Source organism: Streptomyces sp. NPDC054841, from assembly GCF_053611045.1.
This window is the reverse complement of record NZ_JBSGZO010000444.1, coordinates 1-7,013: the sequence shown is the minus strand read 5'-3', so window position 1 is coordinate 7,013 and position 7,013 is coordinate 1. Positions and strand designations below refer to the sequence as shown.

7 protein-coding genes are annotated in these 7,013 nt (G+C 72.3%); 4 read left to right on the top strand and 3 right to left on the bottom strand.

The window, feature by feature from the left end:
• Positions 1 to 668 (bottom strand): TetR family transcriptional regulator (locus ACWGI8_RS36065; RefSeq protein WP_453667561.1); only part of this gene is annotated, 668 nt, incomplete at its 3' end.
• A 208-nt stretch (positions 669 to 876) separates the two neighbouring features.
• Between ACWGI8_RS36065 and ACWGI8_RS36060 the strand changes: the two genes are divergently transcribed.
• From ACWGI8_RS36060 to ACWGI8_RS36050, 3 genes are all read left to right on the top strand, one after another.
• Complete coding sequence (locus ACWGI8_RS36060) at positions 877 to 2,190, top strand: glycosyltransferase family 4 protein (RefSeq protein ID WP_453667559.1); 1,314 nt, start codon at positions 877 to 879, stop codon at positions 2,188 to 2,190.
• A 541-nt stretch (positions 2,191 to 2,731) separates the two neighbouring features.
• Positions 2,732 to 3,469 (top strand): class I SAM-dependent methyltransferase, encoded by a 738-nt coding sequence (locus tag ACWGI8_RS36055; protein ID WP_453667558.1) that lies wholly within the window; start codon positions 2,732 to 2,734, stop codon positions 3,467 to 3,469.
• Entirely contained in the window at positions 3,466 to 4,548 is a 1,083-nt protein-coding gene (locus ACWGI8_RS36050) for a prenyltransferase (RefSeq protein WP_453667557.1), read from the top strand. The genes ACWGI8_RS36055 and ACWGI8_RS36050 overlap by 4 nt, the downstream gene beginning before the upstream one ends.
• 109 nt (positions 4,549 to 4,657) lie before the next feature.
• On the opposite strand, the gene ACWGI8_RS36045 is transcribed toward ACWGI8_RS36050, so the two are convergent.
• Positions 4,658 to 4,951: a hypothetical protein gene (locus tag ACWGI8_RS36045; RefSeq protein ID WP_453667555.1), complete on the bottom strand. Its 294-nt coding sequence runs from the start codon at positions 4,949 to 4,951 to the stop codon at positions 4,658 to 4,660.
• A 143-nt stretch (positions 4,952 to 5,094) separates the two neighbouring features.
• On the opposite strand from ACWGI8_RS36045, the gene ACWGI8_RS36040 reads away from it, so the two are divergent.
• Positions 5,095 to 5,664 carry a hypothetical protein gene (locus ACWGI8_RS36040; protein ID WP_453667554.1) on the top strand — a complete coding sequence of 190 codons (570 nt, stop codon included), beginning with the start codon at positions 5,095 to 5,097 and terminating at the stop codon, positions 5,662 to 5,664.
• Between the two features lie 96 nt (positions 5,665 to 5,760).
• Here ACWGI8_RS36040 and ACWGI8_RS36035 read toward each other — a convergent pair whose 3' ends face one another.
• The gene (locus ACWGI8_RS36035; protein WP_453667552.1) at positions 5,761 to 6,771 is read right to left on the bottom strand and encodes an LLM class F420-dependent oxidoreductase; all 1,011 of its coding nucleotides are present in this window, start codon (positions 6,769 to 6,771) and stop codon (positions 5,761 to 5,763) included.
• Between the last annotated feature and the right edge of the window lie 242 nt (positions 6,772 to 7,013).

Sequence of the window (7,013 nt, the reverse complement as noted above, 5' to 3'; positions counted from 1 at the left end):
GGCCCCCGCCCCCCCCCGCGCGGGGGCGCGCCCGGACCCGGACCCGTACGCTGTTCCGCCGCCGGAGTCGTCAGATCGATCAGCCGGCACACCGTCTCGATGTCGATCTTCACCTGGGCTATCGAGGCGCGCCCCGAGAGCCATGTGATCAGCGCCGAGTGCCAGGTGTGCTCGATGACCCGGACCGCGGAGAGCTGCTCGGGCGTGGGGTTCTCCAGGCCCATCGCGTCCAGGATGATCGCCGTCGTCTGGCGCGAGACCGTGTCGACCTCCGGGCTGACGCTGCGGTCGGCGAAGGTCAGCGCCCGAACCATCGCATCCGCGAGATGCGGCTCGCGCTGCAGGGCGCGGAAGGCCCTCATCAGCGTCTCCGCGACGCGCTCCGCCGCGCTGTCGGCGGCCGGGGGGCGCTTGCGCAGGGTCGTGTGCATGTGCTGGAGCTGGTCCTGCATGGTGGCCACCAGCAGATGCACCTTGGACGGGAAGTAGCGGTACAGCGTGCCCAGGGCGACCCCGGCGGCCTCGGCGACCTCGCGCATCTGTACGGCGTCGAATCCGCCCCGGCTGGCCAGCTGCGCGCTGGCGTGCAGAATGCGGCGGCGCCTGGCCTCCTGGCGCTCCGTCAAGGGCGGGGAGGCTGGGACTGGTGCCTTGGCTTCCGTGGTCATGTCTCCCGTTCCCCCGAGTTCCCGACGGCACAGCATGGCAGGGCCCCGCGCCGTGGCGCGAATCACCTGATCCAGGCCTTACAGCAGCGCTACCTGCCGGTAGATTCGGTGTTCCTTGAGCGATCAAGAACGATCAAGTCTGAAACTTGTTCTAGATTAGCGCGAGCGGTTACGCTCCGGCGAAAGTGGAGTGAGAAGGGGGCCGTGAGTGACCGCTGAGGCCATAGCAGCCGGGCCCCGTGCGGGCACCGTCGGCGGCGCCGACGGACCGCTGCGCATCGCTCTCCTCACCTACAAGGGCAACCCGTTCTGCGGAGGCCAGGGCGTCTACGTACGGCATCTGTCGCGCGAGCTCGCCCGCCTCGGCCACAGCGTCGAGGTGATCGGCGCGCAGCCGTACCCCGTACTCGACGGCGGAGTGCCGCTCACCGAGCTGCCGAGCCTCGATCTGTACCGGCAGCCGGACCCGTTCCGTACGCCCAAGCGCGACGAGTACCGCGACTGGATCGACTGGCTCGAAGTGGCCACGATGTGGACCGGCGGCTTCCCGGAGCCGCTGACCTTCTCGCTGCGGGCGCGGCGCCATCTGATCGCGCGGCGCGGGGAGTTCGATGTCGTCCACGACAACCAGACCCTCGGGTACGGGCTGCTCGGCGACATCGGCGCGCCCCTCGTCACCACCATCCACCACCCGATCACCGTCGACCGGCAGCTCGAACTCGACGCCGCGGGTGACTGGCGTCGCCGCGCGTCCGTACGCCGCTGGTACGGCTTCACGCGGATGCAGAAGCGGGTCGCGCGGCGGCTGCCGTCCGTGCTGACCGTCTCCGGCTCCTCGCAGCAGGAGATCGTCGACCATCTCGGGGTGCGCCCCGAGCGGGTGCGGGTCGTGCACATCGGCGCCGACACCGATCTGTTCTCACCGGACCCCTCCGTCGCCGAGGTTCCCGGCCGGATCGTGACGACGTCCAGCGCGGACGTGCCGCTGAAGGGCCTCATCCACCTGGTCGAGGCGCTGGCCAAGCTGCGCACCGAGCGCCCGGACGCGCACCTCGTCGTCGTCGGCAAGCGCGCCGAGGACGGGCCGGTCGCCCAGGCCATCGAACGGTACGGGCTCGACGGCGCCGTCGAGTTCGTGAAGGGCATCTCCGACGCGGAACTCGTGGACCTGGTGCGCAGCGCGCAGGTCGCGTGCGTGCCGTCGCTGTACGAGGGCTTCTCGCTGCCCGCCGCCGAGGCCATGGCGACGGGCACGCCGCTCGTCGCCACGACCGGCGGCGCGATCCCCGAGGTCGCGGGCCCCGACGGCGAGACCTGCCTCGCGGTCCCGCCCGGCGACGCGGGCGCGCTCGCCGCCGCTCTCGGCCGCCTGCTGGCCGACCCCGCCCTGCGCCACCGCATCGGCATCGCGGGCCGCGCCCGCGTCCTCTCCCGCTTCACCTGGTCCCGCGCGGCCCAGGGCACGGCGGACCTCTACCGCGAAGCGATCGCCGCACGCGCGACGACGGGCGGTGCGCGGTGACACTCCGCTGCTCCGCGCCGCGTTCCCCGTGCGCGGGCCTGCGGCCCACGGCCCCCGGGCGCTCCGCGCCGCGTTCCACGTGCGCGGGCCTGCGGCCCACATCCTTCGCACGCTCCGTGCCACGGGCTTCGGCCCGCTCCGCGGCCGTGGTGGTGGGCTTCGGGCCCACCGGCCCGGCCCGCGAGCACGGCCGGAACGTCCGCCGCTCCGCGCCGGCGGCCCCCGGCCGCTCCAGGGCCATGGCCGTGGCCACAAGCCTGTACCCGGCCGTGGCCACAAGCTCATGCCCGGGCGTGGCCACAAGCCTGTACCCGGCCGTGGCCGCAAGCTCATGCCCGGGCGTGGCCACAAGCCCGTACCTGGCCGTGGCCGCAAGCCCGTGCCCGGCCGTGAGCCCCGGGATCGCCGATCCCGCCGGGGCCGGAACCGGGGCGGCGTCCCGGCGCACGGTCCGTTCCGCGGGTGTGGGCCGCACCCCCGCGGACACTGCAAGGCGCGCCCCGCGCAGGGGCGCCGTTACCCATCCGGAAGGGCAGACCTCGTGCTGACCGTCGACTTCTCCCGCTTTCCGCTCGCCCCGGGCGATCGTGTGCTCGATCTCGGGTGCGGTGCCGGGCGGCACGCGTTCGAGTGCTACCGGCGCGGGGCCCAGGTCGTGGCCCTCGACCAGAACGGTGAGGAGATCCGCGAGGTCGCCAAGTGGTTCGCCGCGATGAAGGAGGCGGGAGAGGCTCCCGAAGGCGCGAGCGCCACCGCCATGGAGGGTGACGCGCTCAATCTGCCCTTCCCCGACGAGTCGTTCGACGTCGTGATCATCTCCGAGGTGATGGAGCACATCCCGGACGACAAGGGCGTCCTCGCGGAGATGGTCCGCGTCCTCAGGCCCGGCGGCCGGATCGCCGTCACCGTGCCCCGGTACGGCCCCGAGAAGATCTGCTGGGCGCTGTCGGACGCGTACCACGAGGTCGAGGGCGGCCACATCCGCATCTACAAGGCCGACGAGCTGCTCGCCAAGATGCGCGAGGCGGGCCTCAAGCCCTACGGCACCCACCACGCGCACGCGCTCCACTCGCCGTACTGGTGGCTGAAGTGCGCGTTCGGCGTCGACAACGACAAGGCGCTCCCGGTCCGCGCGTACCACAAGCTGCTGGTCTGGGACATCATGAAGAAGCCCCTGGTCACCCGGCTCGCCGAGCAGGCCCTCAACCCGGTCGTCGGCAAGAGCTTCGTGGCGTACGCGACCAAGCCGCACCTGCCCAGCGCGGCGGGCGCCAAGTGACCTCACCCGGACGCACGGAGCATCTCGTCCTGCCCGGGGTCCTCACCGCCGAGCAGGCCGCCGAAACCGTCGCCGGCATCCTCGCCGTACAGCGCGAGGACGGCGCGATCCCCTGGTTCCGCGGGCACCACCTGGACCCCTGGGACCACACCGAGGCGGCCATGGCGCTGGACGCGGCGGGCGAGCACGCCGCCGCCGCCCGCGCCTACGACTGGCTGGCACGGCACCAGAACGAGGACGGCTCCTGGTACGCCGCGTACCACGACGGCAACGCCGACCAGCCCACCGACCGGGGCCGCGAGAGCAACTTCTGCGCGTACCTGGCCGTCGGTGTCTGGCACCACTACCTCGCCACCGGCGACGACGCCTTCCTCGACCGGATGTGGCCGTCCGTCTGCGCGGCGATCGAGTTCGTGCTGCGGCTGCGGCAGCCCGGCGGCCAGATCGGCTGGAAGCGCGAGGCCCCCGAGGACGGCGGCGCACCCGTCGACGACGCGCTGCTGACCGGCAGTTCGTCGATCTTCCACGCCCTGCGCTGCGCCCTGGCGATCGCCGAGGAGCGCGAGGAGCCGCAGCCGGACTGGGAGCTGGCGGCCGGCGCGCTCGGCCATGCGATACGCCGCCACCCGGAGCGCTTCCTCGACAAGTCCCACTACTCGATGGACTGGTACTACCCGGTCCTCGGCGGCGCCCTGACGGGCGCCGAGGCGAAGGCCCGCATCGAGGAGCACTGGGACGCGTTCGTCGTCCCCGGGCTCGGGGTGCGGTGCGTGCTGCCCAACCCGTGGGTGACGGGCGGCGAGAGCTGCGAACTGGCCCTCGCGCTCTGGGTGATGGGGGAGTCCGACCGGGCGCTGGAGATCCTCCAGTCGATCCAGCATCTGCGCGCCGAGGGCGGCATGTACTGGACGGGCTACGTCTTCGAGGGCGACCGGGCCATATGGCCGGAGGAACTCACCACGTGGACGGCGGGGTCCCTGCTGCTGGCGGTGGCCGCGCTGGGAGGAGACGAGGCGACGATCGCGGTCTTCGGCGGGGAGCGCCTGCCGCGCGGGCTCGATCCGGACTGCGGCGTGTGAGGTTGCCGGGGGGCTGACGCCCCCCGGACCCCTCGTGGGGGCGCCCCGGCCCCCGTGGTGCGTGGCGCACGCATGCGCATGTGCGGGCGCGGGCGTAGGCGCGGGCGTGTCAGTGGCGGCGCAGGCGGCCTGCCACGGCGTGGCCGACCACGAGGTACACGACCGCGGCGAGACCGTAGCCCGCCACGACCCGCGCCCAGGCCTCGTCGAACGTGAACAGGTCGTGCGACCAGCCGGCCAGCCAGCGGGCCACGTCCTGGACGAAGCTGACCAGGTCATTGGCCCGGTTCGCGTCCAGCACGTACATCAGGATCCACAGGCCGAGGATGACGGCCATGACATCGGCGACAACGGTGATGATGGTCGCCGCCTGGTGACTTCCACTGCGTTGACGAAACGACATAACTATCGGGTTGCCGTTTCGTGTTAAACGAAACCGGTCGGACCGGTCGGACCGGTCGGGCCGGTCGGGGTCACCCGAGTGGCGGAACGGCCGCTCCCGGGTGACGCTGGCGAGAGGTCTCGGGGAGGTCAGGGAGGTCTGCCATGTCCACTCCGGGTTCGGTTTGCGCTTCGGTTCCCGGTCCGGTACGCCGTGCGGCCCTGGCGCTGCTCCTCTGCTGCGCGCTGCTCGTCCCTACCGCCGCGTGCGGCGGGGGCGACGCGAGCGCGGGCACCTCGGCGACGCCGACCGGCTCCGTGGAGGCGCAGAAGTTCGCCAAGACCCGGTTCGTCGCCAACGCGGGCCTCGCGGCGGGCGCCACGTACCAGTGGATCATCAAGCCGTACCGCGAGGGCAAGTTCAAACAGGGGGCGGATGGCCGGAAGTTCGCACTCGTCAAGGCGGGGCTCGCTGCCGCCTTCGCGTACAACAGGCTCAAGGCCGCGGTGAACAACGCCAAGGGTGACCCGCTGCTGTCGAAGGCCGTCGCGCCGATCACCGCCGGCATCGAGTCGCTGAAGGGTCTCGGCACCAAGCTCCGCAAGGGCCAGGCGGGCGACGCCGACGTCGGCGCCTTCGAGAGCGTCATCAACGAGATCAAGGACGCGGGCAAGAGCGCGGGTGCCGAGGTGACGGACAAGGTGCCGTCGGTCTCCCAGCTCAGCGGCGGCTGACCGGCGGGTCGGTAGGTCGGTAGGTCGGCGGGCCGACGGGTCGGCGGTGCGTCGGTCCAGCCGCTCAGCAACTCAGCCCTTCAGTCGTTCAGTTGTTCAGTTGTTCAGCTCCGCCAGTACGCGCAGGGTGTGGGGGTCCGGGGCGGTGACCAGAAGGTCCGTCACCGGGCCCTTGCGCCACAACTCCAGCCGCTCCGCGATCCGTTCACGTGGACCCACGAGGGAGATCTCGTCGGCGAAGGCGTCCGGGACGGCGAGCACCGCCTCCTCCCGCCGGCCGTCGGCGAACAGCCGCTGGATGTGCCGGGCTTCGTCCTCGTACCCCATCCGCGCCATCAGATCGGCGTGGAAGTTACGGGCGGCGTGACCCATGCCGCCGATGTAGAAGCCGAGCATCGCCTTGACCGGCAGCAGGCCTTCGGCGATGTCGTCGCAGACCTGGGCCCGGGCCATCGGCGCGATCACGAAGTCCTCCGGTGCCTCCTCCAGCGAGGCTTGGTAGACGTCCGTCCGCAGCGGTGACCAGTACAGCGGGAGCCAGCCGTCGGCGATCCGGGTCGTCTGGGCGATGTTCTTCGGCCCCTCGGCCCCGAGCAGGACCGGGAGCCCGGGGCGCAGGGGATGGGTGATCGGCTTGAGAGCCTTGCCGAGGCCGGTGCCGTCCTCGCCCGCGTACGGGTGGGCGTGGAAGCGGCCGGCGAGCTCGACGGGGCCCTCGCGCCGCAGAACTTGCCGGATGACGTCGACGTACTCGCGGGTCGCGGTCAGCGGGCTCTTCGGGAACGGCCGCCCGTACCAGCCCTCGACGACCTGTGGCCCCGAGAGTCCGAGGCCGAGCAGCATCCGGCCGCCGGAGAGATGGTCGAGGGTGAGCGCGTGCATCGCGGTCGCGGTGGGCGTGCGGGCCGCCATCTGGGCCACCGCCGTGCCCAGCCGGATACGGGAGGTGTGGGCGGCGATCCAGGTCAGCGGCGTGAACGCGTCGGAGCCCCAGGCCTCGGCGGTCCACACGGAGTCGTAGCCGAGGCGCTCGGCCTCGCGGGCGAGTTCGAGGTGGGCGGGGTTCGGGCCGCGCCCCCAGTAGCCGAGTGCGAGTCCGAGCCGCATGCCCCGCTCCTTCTCTGGCGATCCGTCAGTTCACTGCCGCGGGGCGACTGTACGACAACGGCCCCCCGCCCGGAAGGGCGAGGGGCCGCGGTGTGCGGGGCGAGTGAACCTCGCCCCGGAGGAGACCGGAAGAGACCGGAGGAGAACCGAGTCCCGAAAGGGGCGTCAGCCGCGCTGGATGCCGCTCGTGTCCTGGAGGACACCGCGGCGGCCGTCCTGCGTCTGGGCCACCAGGCCCGGAC

Excerpts from the sequence above, each read along its gene's own strand:
- ACWGI8_RS36045 (WP_453667555.1), bottom strand. The coding sequence starts at position 4,951 with ATGTCGTTTCGTCAACGCAGTGGAAGTCACCAGGCGGCGACCATCATC.
- ACWGI8_RS36040 (WP_453667554.1), top strand. The coding sequence starts at position 5,095 with ATGTCCACTCCGGGTTCGGTTTGCGCTTCGGTTCCCGGTCCGGTACGC.
- ACWGI8_RS36035 (WP_453667552.1), bottom strand. The coding sequence starts at position 6,771 with ATGCGGCTCGGACTCGCACTCGGCTACTGGGGGCGCGGCCCGAACCCC.